At 57.6% G+C, this 23,381-nt stretch carries 14 protein-coding genes; 5 read left to right on the forward strand and 9 right to left on the reverse strand.

All coding sequences use genetic code 11. The features are described from left to right. Nucleotides 1–137 precede the first annotated feature (137 nt). The 3 genes from CMV30_RS18635 to CMV30_RS18645 all read right to left on the reverse strand — a co-directional run bounded on the left by CMV30_RS18635 (nt 138) and on the right by CMV30_RS18645 (nt 7,362). Entirely contained in the window at nt 138–2,987 is a 2,850-nt protein-coding gene (locus CMV30_RS18635) for an immunoglobulin domain-containing protein (protein ID WP_096057431.1), read from the reverse strand. A gap of 23 nt (nt 2,988–3,010) precedes the next feature. Beyond that, nucleotides 3,011–3,820: a fumarylacetoacetate hydrolase family protein gene (locus tag CMV30_RS18640; RefSeq protein WP_096057432.1), complete on the reverse strand. Its 810-nt coding sequence runs from the start codon at nt 3,818–3,820 to the stop codon at nt 3,011–3,013. A 98-nt stretch (nt 3,821–3,918) separates the two neighbouring features. Beyond that, nucleotides 3,919–7,362 (reverse strand): TonB-dependent receptor plug domain-containing protein, encoded by a 3,444-nt coding sequence (locus CMV30_RS18645; protein ID WP_138223380.1) that lies wholly within the window; start codon nt 7,360–7,362, stop codon nt 3,919–3,921. Nucleotides 7,363–7,843: 481 nt separating this feature from the next. On the opposite strand from CMV30_RS18645, the gene CMV30_RS18650 reads away from it, so the two are divergent. From CMV30_RS18650 to CMV30_RS18670, 5 genes are read left to right on the forward strand one after another with little or no spacing between them, the layout of a single operon-like run. Next, nucleotides 7,844–9,217, forward strand: a complete 1,374-nt coding sequence (locus CMV30_RS18650) for a DUF455 family protein (protein ID WP_096057434.1) — start codon at nt 7,844–7,846, stop codon at nt 9,215–9,217. Nucleotides 9,218–9,226: 9 nt separating this feature from the next. Beyond that, nucleotides 9,227–9,586 (forward strand): hypothetical protein, encoded by a 360-nt coding sequence (locus CMV30_RS19635; RefSeq protein WP_138223381.1) that lies wholly within the window; start codon nt 9,227–9,229, stop codon nt 9,584–9,586. Beyond that, entirely contained in the window at nt 9,505–11,538 is a 2,034-nt protein-coding gene (locus CMV30_RS18655; RefSeq protein WP_096057435.1) for a sodium:solute symporter family protein, read from the forward strand. The genes CMV30_RS19635 and CMV30_RS18655 overlap by 82 nt, the downstream gene beginning before the upstream one ends. Before the next feature lie 13 nt (nt 11,539–11,551). Then, nucleotides 11,552–13,636 (forward strand): hypothetical protein, encoded by a 2,085-nt coding sequence (locus tag CMV30_RS18665; RefSeq protein WP_138223382.1) that lies wholly within the window; start codon nt 11,552–11,554, stop codon nt 13,634–13,636. 51 nt (nt 13,637–13,687) lie between these two features. Then, on the forward strand, nt 13,688–14,701 hold the full coding sequence (locus tag CMV30_RS18670; protein WP_096057438.1) for a hypothetical protein: 1,014 nt from the start codon (nt 13,688–13,690) through the stop codon (nt 14,699–14,701). Nucleotides 14,702–14,728: 27 nt separating this feature from the next. Here the strand turns inward: CMV30_RS18670 and CMV30_RS18675 are convergent, their stop codons facing one another. From CMV30_RS18675 to CMV30_RS18700, 6 genes are all read right to left on the reverse strand, one after another. After that, nucleotides 14,729–15,472, reverse strand: coding sequence for a hypothetical protein (locus CMV30_RS18675; protein ID WP_217494427.1), 744 nt, complete (start codon nt 15,470–15,472; stop codon nt 14,729–14,731). An 82-nt stretch (nt 15,473–15,554) separates the two neighbouring features. Continuing rightward, complete coding sequence (locus CMV30_RS18680; RefSeq protein ID WP_096057440.1) at nt 15,555–16,766, reverse strand: dienelactone hydrolase family protein; 1,212 nt, start codon at nt 16,764–16,766, stop codon at nt 15,555–15,557. Between the two features lie 19 nt (nt 16,767–16,785). Further along, entirely contained in the window at nt 16,786–18,309 is a 1,524-nt protein-coding gene (locus CMV30_RS18685; RefSeq protein ID WP_138223384.1) for an alkaline phosphatase D family protein, read from the reverse strand. Then, complete coding sequence (locus CMV30_RS18690) at nt 18,306–19,736, reverse strand: sulfatase family protein (protein ID WP_217494428.1); 1,431 nt, start codon at nt 19,734–19,736, stop codon at nt 18,306–18,308. Before CMV30_RS18690 ends, CMV30_RS18685 begins: the two co-directional genes overlap by 4 nt. Before the next feature lie 59 nt (nt 19,737–19,795). Further along, on the reverse strand, nt 19,796–21,379 hold the full coding sequence (locus CMV30_RS18695) for a pectate lyase (RefSeq protein WP_096057442.1): 1,584 nt from the start codon (nt 21,377–21,379) through the stop codon (nt 19,796–19,798). Nucleotides 21,380–21,397: 18 nt separating this feature from the next. Then, nucleotides 21,398–23,359: a DUF4838 domain-containing protein gene (locus CMV30_RS18700; protein ID WP_175414969.1), complete on the reverse strand. Its 1,962-nt coding sequence runs from the start codon at nt 23,357–23,359 to the stop codon at nt 21,398–21,400. Nucleotides 23,360–23,381 lie beyond the last annotated feature (22 nt).

Here is a 23,381-nt window from a genome sequence, read left to right on the forward strand (position 1 = left end):
TCGATTCGGACTGTACAGGCACCTCCTGCCTCAGCGAATAAAGCGCTGAATACAGGGAGGCGCTGCGGCCGAACCGCCTGTTGGACTAACAAAAAGTGCCGTACTACGACGGCACTTTGAAATAATCACCGGAAAGTTCAGCGGCTCTTTTTCCTCGAGAGCACGACACGTAACGCCGTGGTCGACGCGAGCAAACCGAGGAACCAGAGCGAGGGTGAGCCACCACCACCGCGCTGTGTTTGCACTTCAGGAGCAAGCCCTGTGGTAGCACCATTGGAGACGGGGACGCTCGAATTCAAAAAGATCGTCGCCGGCGCACTGACGACCATATTTCCGCCGGCGCGGCCCAAGGCCACCGTGTAGGCACCGGCGTTGGCGGCGAAGCCGTTGGCCACGCTGTAGGTGATGTTCGTCGCTCCAGGGATCTCGATGTTATTCAGTCTCCACTGATAAGACGTAGCCGTGAAACCGGCCGGCACAGCAGTGAGCGTAAACGGATCGCCGATCAGCAATCGCGTTGTGGGTGCGGTGATTGTTGCGGAAGCACTCGTAGCATTCGCGGTCCATGCGCCATCGATGTTGCCCGCCTGGATACCCGTCGTCGCGGCCACCTGCGCGGTCGGAATCATTTCGTACGAATAGGGCGGCGTGAACACGACATCCGTACCCACATCGAGCGGTGTGCCCGAGGAGACCGTAAACGTCGTGTCGATAATGCGGAGCTTTCCGGCAGGCAGGCTGGTGTTCACATTCTGCTTCGAGAGCGGGTTCGCCATGGGCGAGTAAAGACTTCTCTCCACGAGGAACTGCGCACCGTCACTCGCAACGCCACCGGAAGTGTTACCGGTCGTATTGAAGTAGTTATTGAATTGATGCACATAACCGTAGCTCGAAAACGGCATGCGCTGGTCCACAAGCGATGACCACCAGTTGCCCTGGAGCGTGACACGCATCGGATTGGTCTCGGCCCCCGCCTGGCCGATCGTCATCGCGTAACGATGCGCGGTCTGCGCGGAGGTGTAATAGAATTCGCACCAAGAGACAGTGATATTGTCCGAGCCGCCGCTGATCTCGATCAGTTCGTCGGCGCAGTTAAAGAGGGTGCAATGCGTGATATAAACCTTGGAGGCATTCCGCACCTTGATGCCGTCTCCGCCATCCGGATAGACGCCGCTTACTGGAGTCGTTCCGGGGTTGGTGATATTGAGGCCGCGGATAACCACGTTGGTGACCCCGCCGTTACTCAGATCCAGACAGCCCACGATGGTGGCATCGCCGTTCATGCCTTGAATGGTCTTGTTTGAAGCGACACGCACGCTGCCGCCGACGCTCGCCAGAGATATCTGCCCGAGAACTGTGACGGTACTTGCGGAGGAAGACTCTGCAGCCGCTTTGAAATCAGCCGCGTTGGTCACAAGCACCTCTGCCCCGTTGGCGCCGCCCGTTGTCGTGGCGGCAAAACCGGAGGCAACCGGCGCCGGGGCCACTGTGATCGTCAAGGTGACGGCATTGCTGAAGACACTGCTCATGGAGCTCGAAACCTTGACGCGATACTGGCCGGCGTTCGCCGATTGGGCATTTGGAACTGACAGTGTTGCCGAGTTCGAATTTGCGATGGGCTGGCCGTTCCGCTGCCACTCGTAAGTAAACGGACCGTCGCCGGTCGCCACCACGGAGAAGGAGGCCGTCCCGCCGATGATGACAGTCTGCGCAACCGGTTGGGTCGTGATGTTCACAAAGCCCGGAGGCTGCACCGTCAAAGTCGCGGCTGAGCTGAGTGTGTTGCCGCCTGCGTTGGACACCTTCACGCGATACTGGCCCGCGGATGACATCTGCGCGTTGGTGACGGCATAGGTTGCCGAGTTTGAATTCGAAATCGCAAAACCATCCTTCTGCCACTCGTACGTAAAGGGACCTTCGCCAGTCGCGGTGACAGAGAAGGAGGCGGTTCCACCTTCAGACACCACTTGATCCGAGGGCTGGCTCGAGATGCCGGGAGGCAGCAACGGCGCAACCGTCAACGTGCCGGAGCCGCTCGCAAACGGCAGTGTGGCATAGCCGCCGGTTTTCCAGAGAGCGTTCAACTGAGCCGCTGTGTACGTGCCGTCAGGAAGAATATTTGTGCCCCACGAAACTTTGCTCGAATCGAATTTCACATTCGCGGAAAGATTCAGGAATCCAATCGAGGTCGCCCCAAACGTCAGCGCCGCCCTCGAGTTCGTGATGCGAAAATCGATATCCCGCGTGAAGCTGATCGTGTGCTTGTGCTGGACGAGGATCGTACTTCCGGTCCACCCCCGCAGATCTTCAAAAGCCCACATCACCCAACCGTTGGCGACCGCACTGCCCGCGCTGCCACCGCTTACCTCAATATCTCCGTTTCCGATGACCGCAGATTTTATTGTTACCAGAACATCCGTCACGCTGTTGGGAATAGAGAAATTAGTATAGCCGTTGGCCGCCAAAGTACCCTGCAACACGGTCACGCCCGTGGAGAAACGCAGATGTTGAGTTCCCGCTGTTGTAGATGTGCCCGTGGCAATATTGGCCGAATAACTTCCCTGCGTGACGGAGCCTGGCACGCCCAATCGCGGTCCTGTCGACGTTGCCGCCAGTTCGAAAAGAAGGATGGCGCTGCCACTCGATGCTCCGGTGAGACCCGAGGTCGAGCTGAAGGCATCCACAACGAGTTTTTCACCCAAAAATACAGAAGAGGCGGTCCCATCCGTAGTGCCGATGCGTCCAGCGCGCACAGTATATCCGTTGGTGTGATACACATTTCCCGGAGTCGCGCTGGCGTCCACATACGACGCACCGCCGGCGGGCGCCCACATGTATGTATTGGCCGCTAGATTCCATTTATTTTCCAGCGACGGTGCATCTGCCGAGCCCGGGCTCTTGTTGGCATAATAATTCACCTGCGCGCTGACGTTGACCGCCATCGATAAGAGGGCCGCTAAAGCGAAAGCTGTGTATCGTAGTTTCATATTAGAATAGTTTTGCTGGGGTACTAAGCTTCGAGGGCGACCGGATTGGTCAGCGCACCGATCTTCTCAATTTCGATGGTCACGACGTCGCCGGCCTTGAGCCAGCGTGGTGGCCGGGCAGCCATGCCCACGCCATGCGGAGTGCCGGTGAGTATCACCGTGCCAGGCAGCAATGTGGAGCTGGCGCTCAGGAACTCGATCAACGCCGGCACATCGAAAATCATGTCGTTGGTATTCCAGTCCTGAACAACGTCCCCGTTCAGGCGCGTGCCGATGCGGAGCGCGTTGGGATTGGGAATCTCATCCGCCGTGACCAGGCAGGGACCGAGCGGGCAAAATGTGTCGAACGACTTTCCGCGGCTCCACTGGCCTCCGCCCCGCTTGAGCTGCCAGTCGCGTGCGCTGACATCATTAGCCGCCGTGTATCCGAGAATGTAATCCAGCGCGTTTTGACGCGTCGCGTTCTTGCAGGTTTTTCCGATGACGACCGCCAGTTCGCACTCGTAGTCGACCTCGTCACTTGGCAGCTTCGTAGGAAGCTGAATCGGTTCTCCCGGATGCTGGAGAGTATTTAAACTCTTGGAGAAGAGTACCGGAAACTCGGGAACCTTCGCGCCGCTTTCCTCGGCATGACGACGATAGTTCAAGCCGATGCCAAGGATCGCCACTGGATCCACAGGCGCGAGAAGACTAAGAGGCGGCTGGACTATGTGGCCGGTGCGCTCCAGCCCGGTGTAAAGATCGCCGCGGAGCACTTCGATCGCGCCACCTTCGTAAACAGGCATGCCGAAAACCGTTTTCCCTTCCGCGTTTTTGAATCGAATGACGCGCATTAGGTTTATGAGCTGGATCGAGCCTTAAAATCGCTCTGATGGGAAAGCCGCCCGGCTATGTCCCTAAAAGGCCGGGCGGCAACTAACCCAAACAAAGCTTAGAAATCGAAGGTGGAGGTGAAGATGAACAGCCGTGGATCGATGATGCGGTAGGCGCTCGGCGTTCCGTCTGGAAATGCGGATACAGGCTGCAACCGGGTCGAGTCTTCCTGGATATTACTGACGTTGATCTGGAAGTTGGCCCGAATCCGCTTGGAGATCTTCGTCTTATAGCCGATGCCAATGTCCGCATAAAAGCGGGCTTTGTCATAAACCGGACGATTGCCATCGAGGTCGCGATAGATACCGCCCGCATCGGGAATACCGTAGTAGCCGATGGCTGCTTTATCCGCCCAACGGGCGGAGGCGCTAATATTGAAACCTTTCAGAATCTTGTTCTCGGTGATACCTGCCAGCTGGAAATTGGTAGAGTACTTGACGCTGTATTTTCTGATCTGCGGCAGCGTTTTGCCCTCCTTCGACAATGCCAGCCTAAGCGGTGCTGCTACAGTGCCTAGATAGAAGGCACTGGGCGTGGTGCTATTGACGCCATTGTACTGGCTGGTCCACCAGTTGGCTCCAGTACGTGTGTCGATCAGGCTCTGCCAGACCGGTAGGCGCTCTTCGATGTAGCTGAGCAACGCTGGTGACAGATTTCCCTGCACAGATTCCTGCTGGGTGACGTTGGCTTTCATGCGCCAGTACCAAACAGGCTCGTAGTTGAGCTCGATTTCAGTTCCCCGCGCCTGCACGTCTTCGGTTTCGGCGAGAAGCACATCCGAACTGTCGATTAGCGACCTGATTCGCTGCTCATCCAGCTGCATGAGCTGGGCGGTTTGAGTGAACAGTTGATCGGGAGGCAACATGCCGCCGGCCGCCGCCTGTATCCATTGAGACGCCTGATTAGTGAGCGCAAAGTTACGCGATTGCGCCTGGTCATCCCAGATATCCAGACGGGCGGCAGCGCGCGCGATTGTCGCCGAAACACCACTACGACTGTTCAACTGCTCGTTCTCATAGCGGTTCACACGCAGGGTGAACTTGTTATCGAAAAACTTCAGCAGGATGCCCCAGTCCTTTCCTTTGCCGGTAGGATTGGGAAGATTTTGGCCATGCAGATCGATTGCGGGATCGGCAGGCAGAAAGCTGTCCGATTTATTTCCGTAAATATTGAGCCACGAGAGCGCTTTCCAGACCGCGCCGATCGTTTCTGTCGTGCCGCGGGTTTCTATAGGTTGCGCCCACTGATCATCCCACTGGAAATCGTGGTTCAACGCATCTGGCATCAACCGGGGCACGACACCGTAAGTATTGGAGAGACGATCCTCGCGCAGACCCAGCGTGGTCACCAGCCGCCCCTTCAGCCAGTGGCTTTGCAAAACTACGCCTGCGGTTTTCTGCTCTTTGAGCAGATTCGCCCTGCCGCCCGTGCCATCGAGGCTACCGGCTAGACCCAGCTGGGTCGGTTCGTAATTAAATACGCCAGTCACTGCATTGCCCCAAGCGTAGTTGTAGATTCCTGGAGACACAGCGCCCGGGGCATAGTCCACATTAGTGCCATTGGCGTCGCCCACATAATAGAAGTTATAGTTACGCGTGCCGGTGGATGAAGCGAGATTGTAGGGGTCCGTTCCATACTGGCTGTTGGTGGTTCCTCGCGGCGTTCCTGATGGAAGCCATGTGTGATTATCGATCATCGCATAGCGATAATTGAAGTTCTGGCGCATGAATTCCTTATACTCAAAATAGGGAACCGCTTGATGAACGCCCAGCCAGCGCGACAGCCCCTTGTCGCGGCTGAAATCGAGTTTGTAGGCGATCTGTGCGCGATACGTGTCGTTCAGCAGTGGAGAATCCGAGGCATAGGCGTCGCTGATCGCGATGTAGGGACGCAGGTAGTTAGGGTTCGCCGTTCCATCGAGACGACGGCGATTGACGTCTACCGCTAGAAACCCGCCGGTAGGACCGGAAGAATTTGGCCGGCCACTGAGAAGATTTTGGAAACGTGATGAATCCTCGCGAAACCAGCCAAGCTGGAGCGCCAGCATCTGCTTCGGTGTTTCAATCACCGTCTGCGTCGCCTGGACAAGGAAGGTGTCTGTCTTGTCCACAACGTAGTTTCCCGATGCCACATTGATGGAACTCCAGTCGTACAGGGCTTTGTCACTTACCGCACCATCGCTTGTGAACAGCGGCTGCGTCAGTCGGTTCGTCTGGGGATTCAAAATCACATAATTGTACGCAGCCTGATTCGGCGTGAGGGGATTGTCGCTGCTCGTACCGCGAGGAGCGGCCCAATAATTAACCCCTGAAGGATCTACGAAAATGAGGGAGGACCCGCGTCCCGAATTCTGCCATCCCGTCACAAATCCATAGGCAGACATGCTGGAGCTGACGATCTGATCATCGACATAAACCCGCGCTGTTAGTGGATCCCACGTAGGCGATCCACGCCCCAGCCACGGCGTGATGCCGTCTCGCGGAGTCACACTGTTCGGACGATTCCCTTTCAATTCATAGTACTGATAGGATGCGCTCAGCGTCGTCTTTTTGAACGGCTGATACTTCAGCATAAAGTTGTACCGCTCCGTGTCCGTCCCAGATGGCTTAAGCCTGTATTTAGTGTCCTGATAAACCTGGCTGAATCGGAACGCCAATTTGTTCTTTATGAGAACCCGGTTCACATCGAGGTGCTCCCGGAAACCGCCAATGCTATCGAAGCGAACCTGCGCCTGATTCTTATTTTTGTTCAGGTTTCCCGTGGCCGCCACCATGTTCACGGTGCCGGAAGGATTACCGAGACCGAATATCGTCGAGCTGGGCCCGCGGCTGATCTCGACACCTTCAATACCGATGCGATCCACGGGGACGCGACCGCTGGTTTCAAAATTTCCCAAAGAAATATTCGCAGAACCCATGCCGCGGATACGATTGGCGCTCGTTGGATCGGCCATATTGCCGTCGATCGGATTGCCGCTGTTGTTCACCGAAAAATCGGTGTATGTTCCCATGCCTTCCGTACCCGCTTCGTATGTGAAGATGTCGTTGAGATCGAGCATCGCAAAATCATCCATCTGATCGAGTGTGACCACGGTGACTGACGCCGGGATGTCCTCGACCGTCGAGTTGATGCGCGTGCCTGCCTGCGTGCTCGACGCATAGTAGCCGGTGCGCTGTTCATTCACCTCGAACACCGACATCTCTATCGGCTCCTCTGACATGAATTGTTCTGTTTTTTCGACAGGCTTTTTTACGGCGTCGACACGATCCGCTTCGCGTTTTGCCTGTTCGGCGGAATCAAGGACTCCGTCTTTGTTCGTGTCATATTTCGCGAGCACGGCGGCATCCAGCACCTCGGGCGCCACCGCCTGTGCGAACGTCAGCGTCGTTGGCAACGCCAACGTACAGGCAGGAAGCAGCAGGCGACCCAACAATGACCCGGATTTGAATTTAGGTCCTACGGTCTGACGACGGTTTTCGATTCTGGCCGGATGAGAAGTCATGGAATGATGTAGCAACGGGGATCGGGAGCGGTGCTTGCCGGAAGGCGTCAGCCTCGCATTGGGCGAAAGTCCCAAGGGCTCGAAATGTCGCGCGACGTCTTCGGGGTGATACGTTTTCCGGAGAAACCGGGAGCGAAAAAGGCGAGGACGGGGGACATTTCTCGTCAGGGACTATGCGTTTCACAATACGAACTGAATGTTTCGTCAATCAAAATAGTAAAACAGTTCGGGATTTCTCCGCTAAAATGGTCGGTCACGTGAAAATTGCGCGGGCGATAACACTGATTCATCAAAAGAATTTCCTCTGAACAGGATGAAAATTGGACAGTTGGGTTATACGTCCGAAAAAAGAAATGCCTCTGATAATCGCTGCCTTCAGGAGAGTAATACACGCAGCTCCGGATCACTCCTCCCGTTTCCTCTTCCTTGAAGCCGGAGTGGCTCCGAAAAGCGTCCAGCAAATCGGATCAGAAGCGGGAATATGCAGCCTGTTTCCCTTTGGCTGACCAACCGCCGGACGCAGCCTCCGGACATGGTAATTACCACTCCTCCCGCCAATCCCCGCACGCAACTAACGGTCACTCAGTCGGCGGTCATCCTGAAGCGGTTCTTTTTTCTCGAACGTGAATTGATCTACCTAAAAGCAGGCTGGCTGCCCGGAACCTCTCACTGGGAATCCAAGCTTTTGCTCCCGGAAATCGCCTGGGAGAGCTCACTGCTCGCAAAGGAACTTCGTCAGCGCGTGCTTGAGTTGCGCTATCCCGAACGACGGATCGCGATAGAAGGCGAAGAGCCGCTGGTGGCGTTTTTCCGTCGCTGCGGAGATGCTCCAACCGCCGTCGCGTTTCTGACCGGCCTGGCGTTCGTGGTTAAGCCCCGGATACTGGAAATTTACCGCCTCTATCGATCACTCTCCGATCAATTGGATGACGGCCCCACCCAGCGTTTTCTCTGTCATGGAATAAGCGACCTGGAACGTCAGATAGCGCGACTCCAGCTCACCACCCGGACCGCGATGGATTCCATGCCGGAGCAGGCAGATGGCGCACGTCAATGGGAGCGAGCCCTGGCCGCCCTATTTAGTCAGCTGCCGATCGATGCGCTTTTCTCTGACGAACCGATGACAGATAACAGCGAAGCAAGCCCTCTGTCCGGCCGGCTTTTCGCCATGGCACGAATTGGTGCGCGCGATCCACGTTTTCAACGCGCGGCCTTCGCCTGGCCCGACCGGCACACTCCATCCGATCCCGGCCAGGGCCTTCAACTTCAGGCCAGACAGGCCGTGCACCACATTAACGAAGTCTGGGCTGCGGAAATGGCCGCCGCCTGCATTTGGGATCTCGGACCGACGGCGCCACATGAGTTTTTGGACGACGCGGCGCGTTGGTGTTATGACGAGATACGCCACTGCCGCATGGGCTACGAACGGCTTAAAGAATGGGGCTTCGCCGATCACGAGATTCCACTCGATTCATTCTCCTACGATAGCGGGCAGTTTCTAGATCCGCTGACTCGCCTAGGCATCATTTTTTATTTCGAAGCCACTTACATCCATACAAAGAAGGAAAGGACGCTGATCTTTGCCGAGTTGGGCGACCGGCTTAGTTCGCATGACATGGATTTCGATTGGGCCGACGAATTGATCCACACCTACTACGGCAAGCGCTGGCTGGAAGAACTTCTCAAACAACACGGGAGCCGGAGGAAACTAAGCGACGTCAAAGAGGACGCCAAAGCCGCTGTCATTGCGAAGATCGCGGAGGCCAGCGAGCAGGAGAAATTGCTGACGAAAGAAATCTTCGACCGCGTCATGAAAAAAATGATGACCATTCAGGAGAGCACCCTTGCGGAATAATCAGCGGCGTTGATTCGCCTCGCATATCACACCTCGTTCCCGGTGCTGATCGTACAGACTGACAAGCAATTTACCGCATCGATAAATTTCCGCTGGCAAAAACAGGTTGCCCGGCATTCCTCCGCAACAATCCTCGCCGCCGCTCACACGCTTGATCGCCTGCGCTCACAGACGATTCAAGCGCTGGCTGCCGAAGAGCGTTCGCGAAACGTCTTCAAACTCGCAACCGGTCCGAGCGCCAACGCCCTCACCTCCCTCGCCAGCAGTCACCTCCTCCCATCGCAATCATGTCCGGCCTGCACTTTTTGGATTTCCTCATCATCGGCGGTTATTTTGTCGTCATTATCGTCCTTGGAAAAATGGCCGTGAAGGAAGCCTCCACCGGTGAAGGTTTTTTTCTGGCGGGCCGGAAACTCGGCAAGGTCTATCAGTTCTTCCTGAACTTCGGTAACTCTGCCGCCGCCAGCGACGCGGTCAGCACCGCGAGCATTGTCTATCAACAGGGCATTTCGGGCATCTGGATTGGATTTCAGATGATCTTCCTGAATCCCTACTACTGGTTCATGTATCCGTGGTATCGGCGTGTCAGGCTCACAACCACCGCGGATATTTTTAAGGATCGTCTCGGCAGCACGCGTCTCGCGGTCTTCTACGCCGCCTTCACAATCGTCTCCGCCGTCGCCGTGACCATGGCGTTTGGAAATCTGGTCTCGTACAAAATCTCGTCCGCCCTCGTCACCAAATCCGAGGAGTCATGGACACCCGCCGAGCGACAATCGGTCGCCGATTACCGCGAGCTCCGGCAGATGGAAACGCTCTCGGTCAAAGGCGAACTGCCCGAAGAGAGTCGCGGAAAACTGTCCGTGCTGCGCGAGCGGCAAGCACGTGGCGAACTCAGCAATTTCGTCACCGCACTCAAGCCCTGGCCTTTCTACATCATCTACACGCTTACCATCGGCGCCTATATCGTGATGGGCGGCATGGCGGCCACCGCGTTTGCCGAGGCGTTTCAGGGAATTCTTATTGTCGTCTTCTCGGTCATCCTGATTCCCGCAGGAGTCGCTGCGGCGGGGGGCTGGGATCAACTCGGCCAGCGACTGCCTGCGGAGGCGCTGCAACTTTTCGGCTCAGGTGCCGGCCTTTCTCAATTCACCGGATGGACCATCGCCGCCGTTTTCCTCGCCACACTGATGCAGGCTCATGCGATGCCTGGCAATATGTCGATCGCCAGCTCGGCCAAGAACGAATTCGCCGCGCGCTTCGGAGCAGTCTCCGGCACCTTCGGCAAACGTCTCGTCACGATCACGTGGGCATTCTGCGGTTTGATCGCCATCGCGCTCTACTCCGGCACCGACGCACTCGCCGATGCCGATATGGTCTGGGGCACGATGTCCCGCCAGTTACTCGGGCCCGGCCTGCTCGGCCTGATGTTCGCCGGCGTGATCGCCTCTAATATGTCGACGATCGCCGCCAAGGCCATGTCGGTTTCCGCGTTGTTCGCGCACAATATCTATCGTGGCTTCCGCCCAAATGCATCGGACAAAGATCTGGTGCGGGCCGGTCGCTGGACACTCGTCGTGGTGCTGCTGGTCGGCGTGGTTGTCTCCAGTCAGCTGTCGAATGTCTACACCGTGCTCCAATTCGCCATGACCATCAACGTGCCCTTCGGCGCGGCACTCTTACTGATGTTCATCTGGCGCCGGGTGACTGTCGCCGCGGTCTGGACCGCCGTCGCGGGATCGGCGCTGATCAATATCATCTTCCCGATGACGGCCCAGCACTTCTCCGGCATCACCACTGAACCATCACTGATCGTCCGCGTTGTGGACACAGAAGGCAGGCCCGTCCCGGTATACTTCGAATCCGTCGTCCGCTCGAATCCCGAAGATCACGACAGTCCGCTCGAGGGACGCGGCCGCCTCCACACCGAGCTGGTCCTTTTGAATGCCGTGGGCGTCGATGTGCAGGGACTTTCTTCCGGCGGACGTCTCGCCGGACGGTTCTTCGTGGATGCGCTGCTGCCCTTCGCGCTTATCCTCGTGACGTCTCTGATCACACGCAATCCTTCGCGTGAACGGGTCGATCAATTTTTCGGCAAAATGAAAACGCCGGTCGGCGACACACCGGAACTGGATGCAGCCGCCATGCTGGCCACTGAACGTGATCCCCACCGTTTTGACGACCGGAAGCTTTGGAGAAAATCTTCCTGGGAGTTCACACGCTGGGACCGAGTGGATACAATCGGTTTCCTCGTCAGCTGCGTAATCACGCTCGGGATCATCGGACTCCTTTGGGTCGTGGTGCACACGGTTTCGGCCTGATCATCCCAGCGCCATGATGCCGCTATCAGAAAAGGGCCCGCCGGAAATCACCTGGTCCATCATGCATCCGACTCAACCGGATGCCGCCTACATGCGCAGGATCATCGCCGAGGCCGCGCACTATCACGTGGATAGTTTCGAGATTTGCGGAGATGCCCACGGCGCCAGCGGCAATCTTGATGGGGCCATCTTTTTTCGCGACTACCCGGAAGCGGCCCGGCATGTGGATCGCGCAGCCGTTGAGAAGAACATCCAGACGCTTCGTGAAGTCGCCGAACTCGCCCATCAGTCCAACCGTCCCGTCTATTACTGGCATCGCGAAGTCATGGTACCGCGGAAAATCGTGGAGACCATTAACGGCCTTCTCGATGAAGATGGCGAATTCAACCTCTTCGGCCAAGTCTATCACGATCTGCTGCGCTCCAAGTTGCGGGAGTTTTTTCAAAACGTCCCGGAAATGGACGGCGTCGTTCTGACGGTGACTGAATCGGACTACTCGGTTATTCATAACTCAAATCCCGAGCGATACCCGCCAGCGCAGGTGATAAAAGCGATCATCACCACACTGGCCGATGAACTCAAACGCCTGAAACGCCGGTTCATCCTCCGCAGCTTCGGATCCATCGCCCAGGACTACGAAGACATCCTCGAAGGAGCGCGCCTGGCCGGGACCGATTTCGATTTTGAAATCGAAACGAAAATCACGCCTTACGATTTCAGTCCGTTTCTTCCGCTTAACCCTTACTTGAATAAGACCGGCTCATTCGCGCTGTCCGCCGAGTACGATTCCATCGGCGAATTTCTGGGCGCAGGCTATCTGCCTGCAGCGCATCCCGAGCGGGTGCTGGAATGCGTGGCGCACGCCACCCGCATGGGCGTGAGCCGGCATGTGATCCGGATCGATCGCATAGGACATCCGACATTTTCATCCGCTCAAGCGATTCACCTGCTTGCGTTTGATCGGGCCATCCGTTTCCCGGACACAAAGCCCGATACGGTCTGGAAAGAATGGGCCGCAATCCACTGGCCCGCATGCGCCGAAAAGATGATCCGCTTGATGCAGCTCAGCATCGAGATGACCGGAAAGACGCACTTCATCGATGGGCACGTCATTTTCCACGCATTCCCCATCGATGCCGGACTGAAGTGGATCAAGGCCTGCGGAATCCTCTCGGTGTTCACACCCGATATCGACCTCGGCATTCATCAGGGGATGTGGGGCATCCTGCCAAAGAAAACGCCCTCACGATCCGCTCTTCTTGCGGAAAAAGAATCCGCCGTGCGCATCGCCGATGAGTGCCTGCAAGGGCTGCGCGGCCTGCAGTCACTCCTCTCCCCCGACGAATATCGCACACTCGAAACAGCCTGGAAAAATGCCTCTGCGGTCACCCGGCTCGTCCGCAACTGGTGCCGGTGCATCTGTGCCTATCTCGACGACCTGCAAGCACTGGGCCCGCACCATCCGAACCTCGACCGGGCGATTTTTGAAAGCAGGCAGGACTTCGAGCGCATCACAGGCACATCGCTGCCACTCAGCGCCACGGCCGAATCCAAAACCCAAAAGACTCCAGGTAACGAATACGGCGGCTACGATCACGGATGCGACAACATCGAAGACGCCTATGCCCACCCGCTTTGGAAAATGATCCTGTCCCTGCCCGCCGAATATGCAGGCGAGCGCTCCGAAAGGCTTCGCTGGAATACTCTCCCCTCCCTGATCGACGCGGTCGTCTGCGGCGGCATCGCCGATGATCATCGCGTGCAGCGCTACATGCATGCGAGTCACGCCACGCTGATCGACGGCCGGCCCGCGAGGGCAGCGGGAAACCGCGTTTTCCCCAATGGATATATCCAATGCGAACTCCGCGCACCGGAATCATCCGATTGCGTGTTTATCGTCCGGGGAGATCCTGCCAAATCGAGGGGACTGCGCATCACGATAAACGGCCAGACCCAGAACGTGGAATACACAGCGGACGGCACCTATTCATGTCCGCTCCCCGCTGACGGGCGTAAAACAATCACCGTTCGTATTCAAAAAACAGGGGCCGACTATCCCTCGATCTACGGACTGGCCACAGCGTCAAAAGCCACGTGAGCCATCCTGCGCCGAAAAATCGACGAGTCAGCCACCTCGCAATTCCCACTTATGAAATCCCAGCTCTCACCCTTCACTTTTCTACGGGCCCGCGCTCTCGCTGTTCTCGCATGCGGCCTCATTTCAATTCCCGCGGCGATCGCACAGACCGACTTCTACGCAGCCTCGTCGAAAGCCAACAACAACGACCGCTGGAACAATGCCGACGCACCGCGCAAATGGACCTCGGACGGAAAAACCTGGGTCGGCGCCAAGACAGGAAACGTCTATCACACCAACGGCTATCAGATCAAAGCGGGTAACATCGGCACCAGCGGTGGCGCAAAACCAGTGTCATCCAGCTTCAATGGCGCCAAACTCATCATCGACGGCTTCTCGTCTACCTCCGGCGTGAGCGCTGAAGGCGCGGGCGATGGAGAAATCGTTTTCGACCTGAAAAGCGGCGGAGCCGTGGGACCGCGAGCAGGTGGATCCAAGAACGCCACCTTGGGCGGCTACCGCGCGGACATCGTCACCGCAGTCACTCTTGGAGCAGAAAAGCGCACACTGCGCGCCGCCGTGGGAGTGGCTGTCCTCGACGGCACACTCACGCTCAATGGAAATACCCGGTTCACCACCGGCAGTCTGAACGACATGCGGTTCATCATCCGCTCGGCTGTCACCGGCAGCGGAAACATCGAGATCAATGGCGGCTCAAGCGGCAGCAAGATCGCGAACGGTTTCCTGACGTGGGAATTCAAAAATCTTTCCGGCTGGCGCGGCACCTCCATCGCCGTCGCCAACAAACACACGATCAGTTTTTCCAGCCCCACGGATTTCGCCCAGATCAATCCAGCGGCCAGCCTGAGCTTCTCCTCCGCCGCGACCGGATTCATCAATCTCTCCGCAGACGTGTCGGTGGCCTCGGGTAAATTTTCGTTCGGCGATCACGTGCTCGAAGACGGCGTGTACACCGCCGATCAGTTAAATGAGCTTCACGTCAGCAAGTGGAACGGCTCTAAAGACTATCCTTTTGCGAGCGGCAAAAGCCGCTTGTTTGTCGGACGATCGATCAGCGCTCCTTGAGCGAATGACTCGCTCATCAGCCGGAAATCACGGTTTCGGCTGTGCGGGCGTTTCGACGGGAGCAGGAGGTTTTGGATCGTCAGGAATCACCACCACGTCACCCAGCCGCACCTCTGCCTTCCGGATTTTCGTAGGATCGATAAACTCCACGGACTTCGTCTCCTTCCCATAGAAGGGGCCGCCGCTCGTGACCAACGTCGCCATCACATCGTCCATCGAAACACCTGCAGACGGCAGACTGATTCGCGTGAACCAGAGCGGCTTTTTCTCCTTCTTAACCGCCGTGGCCGCGTCATAGGCACTGACGAAGAGAAAGAAGCGGTCCTCGACCGCCTCCTGCATCACCCTCGCCTGCTCTGAATTGATCCAGCCATTCTGCGTAAATTTACTCCCGCCGACGATCATGAGCATCTGCTTCTTGTTATGCTCCGAAATTTCGACCCCGACATTTTCGTCTTCGTGAAATCCCAGTTCCGTGGTCGCACCGGGATTCATCGTTCCCCACCACGCCGCCACGATGATCGTTGGCGGCGGCGTCTCCTTGGTGGCACGCAGATAGTGCCGTTTTTCCAACGCCTTCGCCAGCAATTGCTCGATCCGCTCGGGACTCGGCCGCTTTTCATTCGCGATCACTTCGCCAAGCTCTCGAAAACCACCCGGCTTGTAGTAGTAATAAACCGGCTTCTCCGCAGTAGGCTGCGTCAGCGCCTTTCCATCGGGCGTCACATCTGTGACCACCAGTGCGTCCGGCTCAAGTTCGCCGAGCAGCAAGGCTTTCAGATCCGCTCGTGAGACAACCGGCCAGTTCAGAAGCAAAACGCATCCCAGCAAAGTCAGTCGTTTCATAAAAAGATCAGGGCGTCTTTTGTGCGCCGAGGTTTCGGTCCAGCCAGTCAAACGCCTCCGCCTGCATGGCACGCGTGAATACATGGCCACCGTCCCAGCTCTTGGTGATCAACTGGTCTCCTGCCCCTTGCGAATCCCAGATCGCGTGCATCCTGGCATACGCGCGCTCCACGCCTTCTTGTGGAAAAAGATCATCGCTGCGTCCGTTGAAAAACAGCATCGGCTTGGGACACGCCAGGCTGGCGACATCGGAATAATCGAGTTTGTCGAGCAGGCCGGGATGAACCGTGGTGAATGCCGAATGCGACTGAGTCTGATTGTTCGGCGGAGTCATCAGGCTTTCGACCGTCGTCATCCAGCAGATCGAAACCGAGGCGGAAATTCTGTCCGAAAGAGCGGCCACCTGCCAGGCACGATAAGCGCCCATGGACATTCCCACTGCCGCGACACGCTTGGGATCGATCTCCGGTTGCGCGGCGAGAAACTCTGCCGCCCGCAAATCCTCCCAGGCGATCAAACCGGCCAGCGACATGCCCAGGTGAAGCAGATTGGACGCAAGCTGGGCCTGCCCCGCGTAAGCTCCACCGCCACGATCCGACCAGTTGAGCGCGTCGGTCGAGAAGCAGACATAACCACGTTCTGCGAGTGCATCGCCGATGAAGACACCGTCGTACTCTTTCGCCACCAGCGCTTCCGCCGACGCCAGCTTTTCCGAGGGAACTCCCCACGGCCGGATCACCTTCTCTTTTCCAATATCAAATTTTCCGCTGTGCGAGTGCAGCAAAAGCACGGCAGGGAACGGTCCTTTGCCTTTCGGCACCGTCATGTAAGCCAGCACGTGGCTGTCGCCGGTCAGGTTAAAAATGATTTTTCGGACGACATAATTTCCGCGGTCTTCCTCGCCAACAATCACAGGCTCCCAAGCACCTGCGTCCGCGGGAGGTGCGAGCAGCCTGAGAATGACTTCTTTCCTAGCAGTTGTCCGCCATTGTTGAAAATCGGAGAAGCGGCCGCTCAACCAGGAAAGCGGATAGGCCGTCCGGGCTTTCACCGTTTGGTAGAAAACCGGCATCTGCTTCGTGACGCCGGAAGTCTGATACGCGCTTCCCGCGGCCGGCGCATCGGACCCGCCGGCGACACTGAGGCCGCTCAGCAAACACGAAAGCCAGATCAGCCGCCGCAAAGCCCGGCGCGTTTCCGATTTGATAAGGAAAACCATGGACCGCTTGCTCCGGGCATCACGGTGCGGTCAGCACGTCTTCATACTGAATCTTCCCATCGACATCATAATGGCGAAAGATCGCCCGTGCGCCTGATGCCGAAGGCTCGACCGTGACGGAGAGGAAGCCGCCCTTGATCCGAAGAAACCGGTGAGGCGCGGAACGATCGGCCTCACTGAAACCACTCGCGTGCGCATCGGAACTGGGGCCGGCAGAGTACTCACGAAGTCCGGTTTCGGGATCGACCGATGCGTACTGCCAGTGACGGTCGCCGCAGACGATGACCATGTTTTTCTGACTCGCGATGAACTGGCGCAGCTCGGCGCCCTCATGGGCAAAAGCCTTGTTCGAGTGGTTGTCGCCTTTCGTGTCCCTGTCCGGTCCTTCGATGGGCGTGGGGCTGATCAAAACACGGAAAGTGGCGTCCGAATTTTTCACCGTCTCATAAAACCACTTCTTTTGCTCAGCGCCCCAGATGGATTTCTCCGGTCCATCCGGCATGTCGTTTGGACTGCGAAACTCGCGGCCTTCCACGAGCCAGATTTGCACATGCTTCCCCCAACGGATAGTCCGGTACGGCTTCTCGCCGATGGGAACTTGCTCGCGAAACAGAGCCAGCCCCTGGTCCCACGTCAGCTCACCGTAGACCTGCCCCATCCACGCATCGTCCTTCAACGTGTCGTGGTCGTCCTTCATGAAGTAGTTGGAGATCTCGCGGTGAAAAGCCCGCTGAAAGGGCAGCGCAAAGATGCGGTTCCACTTGAAACGGGCCAGCGCCACCGTGGTCGCGAGCGGACTTGGCTTGTCGTAGTATTCGAGATCTCCGGTGTGGATGAAAAAGTCCGGGTGCAATGCGCCCATCTGCGGATAGATCTTGTGCCCGTTTGCCGGGTCGTCGCGCCGCGCGTAGTCCTGGCAGTTGGCGACCGTGAAGGTGACTTTGGCGGAAGCCGCTGCATCGGGCGCGGTCTTGAACGAACCGTAAGCTGTGGCCGCGACTGTATCATTACCCGGCTGTCCTGCTTCAAAACGGTACCGATAGCGCGTGTCGGGTCGAAGATCGCGCAAGGCCACTTGATGCGTGAAGTCAGTCCCGGCCTCCACCTGTTTGATCGGTGTTTTCAGTGCATCCGCTTCGGTGCTCTCCGCAGGCCAGTAAGCAACGCGCACCCAGCCCGCTTTTCCGGGCACCGCTCCCTCCATCTCTTCAAGCGAGTGTCCCTGCAGTTGCGCCTCCTGCGAAACAGGCTCGCTGACCATCAGGGCATTCAGTTCGTAAGCGGTTTTGGAAGCGTCGCCAGGAGCCGCTGCTCTCGGCTCGCGTTTGATTTTCGGAAACGGAATTCCCGGAATCACTCGCTCGGGATCACGCGTCAGTCGCGTCCAAAGAATCGCCGTAGTCTGCGTGACCTCAGCGGCTTTGACGCCGTCGGCCATATGGATGTCCGCAGCATTCGCGAGTGAACCGCTGCCTGAAAAAGCCAGTGCGGCTGCCAACAGGCCGAGCCACGTTTTCGATCGCGAACGGAAGATTGTTTTCATTCGTAGTTCCACTTGCTGATCCACGGATCCTTGGACGCCGCCTGAAACGCTTTCAGTTTTTCGATCAAGCCGGCTTTCACCGTCTGCAACGCAGGATCATCCGCGAGATTCACGATCTCATCGGGATCCTTTTTCAGATCGTACAATTCAAACTGCGGGCGATGCAGGTATTGCTCGATCGTGCGACGGCCGATGACCGTCCCTCCCTCGCGAACAACACTGATCCACGTGGGCGACTGGATGAGGTCTCTCGCCGAGGGAAAGGTCAGGCCGCTCGCGAGATTGTAGATCAACTTGTAGTCGCGTGTCCTCACGACACGCATCGGATAGTACATCGTGATCTGGTGAAACGTGTGTGAGGCAAAAATCTCGTCCCATCCTTGCACCCGCGCGCCGGCGAGCGCCGCCCGAAACGAACGCCCATCCATCTCGTAATTTTTAAGACTGATCCCGGCGACATCGAGCAGCGTGGGCATGATGTCCGCCCAGGTGATCATCGCATCCTGTGTAACACCGCCGCGAGCTCGGCCCGGACTGCGGATGATGCACGGCAGTTTCATGCCGGAGTCGTAGAGTGTCGTCTTCGCGTTTGGGAAAGCCGCGCCGTTGTCGGAGATATAAATGATCAGCGTGTTTTCATACTGACCGGATTTTTTCAGGATCTCGATCAACCGCCCGACGCCCTGGTCCAGCCGGGAAACCGCCTGATAATACTGCGCCAGCTCGGCGCGTGCGACAGGAGTGTCCGGCAAAAATGGCGGCACAATGACTTCATCCGGACGATAAGTGACCGGCGTGATTCCGGTGTAACCCGCTTTCCGATTCCCAAAACTATTGGGCTCCGGATAGGTTTCAAAGGTAGGCTTTCCATTGGGAAGCACGGCATTCGCGCGATGCGGATCATCCGTCGCGTAATAGAGGAAAAACGGTTTCTCGTCTTTCTTTTCGATGACGCCGCGAGCGAGTTCAGCCATTTCGACCGGACTGCGACCGATGGTCGCAGGATCGTTCGCCGCACCTTGCGACAGGACCGTCTGAAACGAATAGACCGAGTCCGGCGCCACGTGAAATTTCCCCACGCGTGCAGTTCGATAGCCCGACTCGGCGAGGACCACCGGCAGGCTTCTCACATTGGCGAACGAACTGAAATGACTCTCGTCGTGCTCCAGCCCGTACATCCCGTTTCGATGATTCTGCCGGCCGCTCAGGATAACCGCGCGTGACGGGCTGCAACTCGCGCTCGTGCAGAAAGCGTCCGTGAAGCGCGTCCCATCTGCAGCGAGAGCGTCGAGATTCGGCGTTTTGATCACCGGATTCCCATAGCAGCCCAGTGCATCCGTACCGTGGTCGTCGGATACGATCAGGACGATGTTGGGCCGAGTCGCCGAAGCTGCGCTGATACCGCACAGCCCCGTCAAAAGAACCACGGTCAGAGCCCGTGGAAACAACCGGTGAAAACGAGACGTCATGAACCGAGCGCTCCGGGTTATTTTTTTTCCGTAGCCGACAGGTACGCCGCGAGTACTTCCATGTGATGATTAAACGTGTGGCTGCCGATGAAGCGGAATCCCTTCGCAAACTTCGGCTGACCGACAAGACGCTCCCCGTCGTAAACATTCACCCAGCGGCCTTCGGAATCCTGAGCCGTAACGATCTCGCGAACCTGTTTTTCCAAGGCAGCGCGTGACTGGGCACTGTCACCAGAATCGTTCGGTTGAGCGGAAACCAGTTTGCCCGTCTCGGTGAAGCTCTGGGCGACTTTGCGCGATGCAGGCTTGGCGCCGTCTTTTTTCAACACCTCATACTCAGCCGCCAGTTCCTTGATCGAGGTCTCCTGCTTCCAGCCGTAGTGCGCGGGCAGATTGGCGTCACTGTACGAGAAGTCGTAATAACCAGGAGCGTTGGAGTTTCCGCTCACGCCCGGCTTTCGGGTCATGTAGAGCGCGCGGTTGGTCTCCAGTTCGCGATAGCGCGGCATGCGGCCGTCCGGCAGCACGCCGGTCTTGAGATAAGTCAGCGCGCGCGGGATCGGCTCGAGGTATTTTTCATCTCCCGTTACGCGGTAGATCTTCATCAACGTGCGAATCGCATCCTCCGACTCGAGGCCGGCGATGGCCGGTGGCTCGAACTTGCGCGCCCACGTGGGTTGCATCTCAAAATTATATTGCTGCGCCCAGGCCGGCTGCGGATCGGGCATCTGCGCGAGAATCAGGAAGTCACCCAGCTTGGACAGCGCCTTCTTGTAACGTTCATCTTTGTAACACTCGATCGCGACCAGAAGCGCTTCCGAAACGGTGCCGACCAATCCATCGTTCAAAGTGTAGTAGCGGTAGTAAGGTTCATGCGGCCAAAGGCGCGGCCAGTCCTTGGGGAACGAGGCCTTCAAAATAGGATAGTCGCTAACCGGTTCACTCCAGCCTTGAGGAAAGGCTCCAATGGGAAACTGCGCCTTCAACAGGGAATCCAGTGCGTAGAGGGATGCGTCGTGAATCGCCGCGTCTTTGAACTCAAGCGCACGATCCAGCTGACACAGAAAGATGATCGAAGACTGCGTTTGATCGTCGTCGAGCGACGAATTGTTCGGGCCTTTCTTGTCGCCTTTTCCGTTGCGGTAACGGCCCGCGAATTTCCCCTTCGGATCGAAGTCAATTCGCTGCGACCAGCCGCCTGATTCCAACTGGCCGTGAACCAGTGCGAGGCCGGTCTCCCGGGCGGCATCCAGGTAATAGCTATCTCCCGTCGCAGAATACGCCTTCAGATAAGCGAGACCGACGGACGGTGTACCCGGCGGCTCGACCCAGATCTGGTCCGCATTGCCCACGCCTTCACCCCAATAATTTTTCAAATCCTCGGAGTAATAGTACGTGTAGCCGCCATGCAGCGCGACCTTGGTACGATAAAACGTCGCCGCTTTTTTCAGTGCCGACTGCGCCTGTTCGTGAAGCGTGTCTGCCGATGAGGCCGCGGCCGAAAAGCCGGTGGTCGCACCAAGCGCGAGCACAGCCAGGGCAGTGCCGATGATTCGCTTTGTTGAAGATTTCGAGGATGTGATGTCTGAGAGTAGTTTCATGAGTTTTCTTCTATTCGGTTAAAGTTTGTTGGTTTCAGTTTGAGTCAGAGGCTTCGTCTGGCCGGGAAGGCGCCAGCTGGCCTCTTCGATCCAGGCGCTGTGATTGAAATTGCCGAGCCACTCCCGCTCGTGGGCCTGGCGGAACGTGATCAGATCCCGCAAGGCCTGATACCCGCGCTCGACCGTCGCGCCCGGGTCAGCGACCGTGAGCAACGCAGCCGCACGCGCACTAAGACGGGCGTGAGTCAGGCCGTTTTTAAGGAAGCCAACGCGCGCGCCTGCCTCTTCGTCGCTTTGAACAGCCGCCGCTGCTTCGGCAAGAATCGACCCGGCGTGTTCGAACGTTTCGGGCGGAAATACCACGTGTGCGGCGATCGCCCACGAACGCCAGCGTGACGCATCCAGGTCGATGAACGCCTGGTTGATTCTTTCGCGATTCTCCAGGGCGTAGGTCTCCCAGTAATCGAAATATTTTTTGACCAGCGGCGCAGCAGCACCGAACGCGCTGTAATACTCCGCCAGCAGATCGTCGGCCGACGCCTCGGGCTTGGTGTGGAGACGCATCAACACATAGATGTTCGGCCCCTGCGTGCTCCATTGGCCGGTCAATGCATCATAGTCGGTCGCGACCATTCCGCTCTCCAATTGCGAGTGAAACTCGTCGACGAACTGATGCGCGAAAATCAACGGCATGTTGTAGCCGTCCAGACAGTAATTACCGCGGGAGAAGAGACGCGCGCCGGTGGCCTGCCATCCGCGCCACTGATCCTTGAACCACACCTGCTCCTCAGTGGACCGCGGGAACCAGCCGCTGGACGGATAAGAGCCGATCAGGAAGCGATCGTTTAATTTCAAGCCGGGTGACGGTCGGTAAAAGTAGTTGAAGTAATTGTACGCCACGACCGTCACCGTCGGATCGTACTTCTCCGCCTCCTTCTGCACCGCCAGCCAGAAGCGCACATACCGGTCGGTCACATAGCGCGAGCCCATCATTTTCGATTTGGGCGAATAGTGCTTCAGGAAATCTCCCGGCTCAGGTCCGTCCAGCGCACGGCAATTTTCGCATTCGCAAAGCCCCATGATTCCGTTCTCCACCGCGTTGAGAAACGAACCGCCAGCCGTGGCACCAGACTTCTGCCGCGCCTCCCACCACAAGCGGACGACCTCCTTCTGAAACTCAGGATTCGACACGCACATGGAGTAGCTCCCGCCCGGCTTCGTCGGACCTCGCTTGCCATTGACCAGCTGAAACCACTCGGGATGCGTCGCTCCATATTTCGCCCACCAGTCGGTGAAAGCGTGGCGGTAGCTCAGGCGGACGCTCTTTCCCATGCGACAGCGGCGGAGATAAACCGTCTGCGCATGCGCATACTCTTCCGCGGCATTCGCGGTGAAACCGAGTTCCGAATTCGTCGCTTTGAACGTGAGTCCGCCGCGCACATTTCGTTGGAAAAACTTTGGAGAAATGACGGCGTCGACCTTCCTCGCAGCCACACTCTTCGACTGCGGAACATAGGTCCCCAGATCACCCGGCCAGAGCCAGCGAGCGCCCAGATCACGTTCCAGCCATTCATAAACGCCCAGCAAAGTGCCCGCGAAAGTCCCGACATCGAGCGGGTCTCCCGCACCATCGCCACCGGCGATGAATAAGGCGTTATCCACCGTCTTTAGCGCGAAAGTCTCCGGAGCCAGTTTCGGCACGTCTATCCCAGCGACAGCCGCCGCCTTGGTTGCGCCGAGATAAATGCGGGTTTGCGAAGACGAGGAACCGTCACCTTCCCGGATCACCGACAGCGTCATGCCTGTGGCTTTCTTGATATGATAGACCAGTTCCTCGGCCGCATAAGTGGCGACCGCCGTGGGTCGGTCCGCCGTGACGACCACCGCCAGCGCTTTCCCTTCGCCAACGATGGCCACTTGCGCGGTCAGTCTGGCGACAGCCGCAAGCGAGCAGGTCAGTACAAATGCCCATACAGGCATCAACCGTCCACGAAGCACAGAT

The organism is Nibricoccus aquaticus, from assembly GCF_002310495.1.
Taxonomy (GTDB): Bacteria; Verrucomicrobiota; Verrucomicrobiia; order Opitutales; family Opitutaceae; genus Nibricoccus; species Nibricoccus aquaticus.